1 pseudogene is annotated in these 607 nt (G+C 70.7%); it reads left to right on the top strand.

The annotated features are described in order from the left end of the window. Positions 1–607, top strand: a pseudogene (locus H6A21_RS10770) (DDE-type integrase/transposase/recombinase); the annotation flags it as partial.

The raw sequence follows: 607 nt of genomic DNA on the forward strand, positions 1-607 counted from the left end.
CCTGCTGGCGTGCATGTACGACACGGCGGCGCGGCTGGGCGGGGTCCCCGCCGAGTGGCTCACGGACAACATGTCGGCGATAGCCGCGGTGGGCGGCGACGGCAGGCGCCGGCGCGACCCGAGGGTCGAGCGCTTCGCGCGGGAGGCGGGCTTCGAGATCGTGCTGTGCGCGCCGGGGACGCCCGAGACGAAGGGCAAGGTCGAGAGCGCCAACCGCTTCGTCTCGAGGCTGCTCGCCTACGAGGGGGACTTCGACGGCTGGGAGGGAGTGGACGAGGCGATCGCGCGCATCGAGCGGCGGAGCAACGAGGAGCCGAACGGCACCACCGGCCTGCCCCCGGACCTGCTGTTCATGCGCGAGAAGGACGCCTTGCGCCCGCTCGGGAACCGAGCGCTGCTCGAGTCGATGCTCGGCGACGTGACCTACCAGGAGGTCCCCTCGACGATGCTCGTGAGGTGCGCCGGCCGCGAGTTCTCGGTGCCCAGGCGGATTGAATCTGAATCTACCCCGATTCCGTTTACACCCCTACGCCGCATTCAGGGCGGCGCCCTCCCGATGCCTCGCCTCGAACTCCGCCGGGCTGAGGTTCCCCAGCGCCGAGTGGAT

It is taken from the genome of Collinsella tanakaei (assembly GCF_016902615.1).
Classification (GTDB): Bacteria; Actinomycetota; Coriobacteriia; order Coriobacteriales; family Coriobacteriaceae; genus Collinsella; species Collinsella tanakaei_A.